This is a genomic window from Clavibacter lycopersici, assembly GCF_003576405.1.
In the GTDB taxonomy this organism is placed as follows: domain Bacteria; phylum Actinomycetota; class Actinomycetes; order Actinomycetales; family Microbacteriaceae; genus Clavibacter; species Clavibacter lycopersici.
Genome location: NZ_QWGT01000564.1, coordinates 1 through 406 on the forward strand (window position 1 = coordinate 1; position 406 = coordinate 406).

The window sequence follows — 406 nt, forward strand, 5'->3', positions numbered from 1 at the left end:
GGCCGCGGCCACGTCCTCGAGGGAGCGTCCCGTCTCGGCGGCCACCGCGGCGGCGACCGCGCCCTCCACGAGCGGCGCGCGCACGACGACGACGCGGGCGGCGGCGTCCTCGTCGAGGAGGTCGACGGCCGTCTCGGCCGTGAGGTAGGCGGATCCGAGGTCCGCCAGCACCACGACGCCGTCACCGCCCTCCGCCTCGGCCAGGGCCGCCATGACGACGTCGAAGCTCGTGCCGATGCCTGCGTCGTCGCGGGTGCCGTCGCCGGATCCTCCCGCGGGCACGAGCGTCACGGTCGGCGCCATCTGCCGCGCGAGGTCGACCAGCCCGTGGGCGATCAGCGCGCTGTGCGAGACGAGGACGAGACCGACGCTCACGACGCGCCCCCGTCGGCGTCCCGGGCGGTCG

The 406-nt window shown here is 77.1% G+C and carries 1 protein-coding gene; it reads right to left on the bottom strand.

Annotated features, from left to right (window positions below):
• Window positions 1–375 (bottom strand): dihydroxyacetone kinase phosphoryl donor subunit DhaM (gene dhaM, locus DZG00_RS16545; protein ID WP_119455878.1); only part of this gene is annotated, 375 nt, incomplete at its 3' end.
• Between the last annotated feature and the right edge of the window lie 31 nt (window positions 376–406).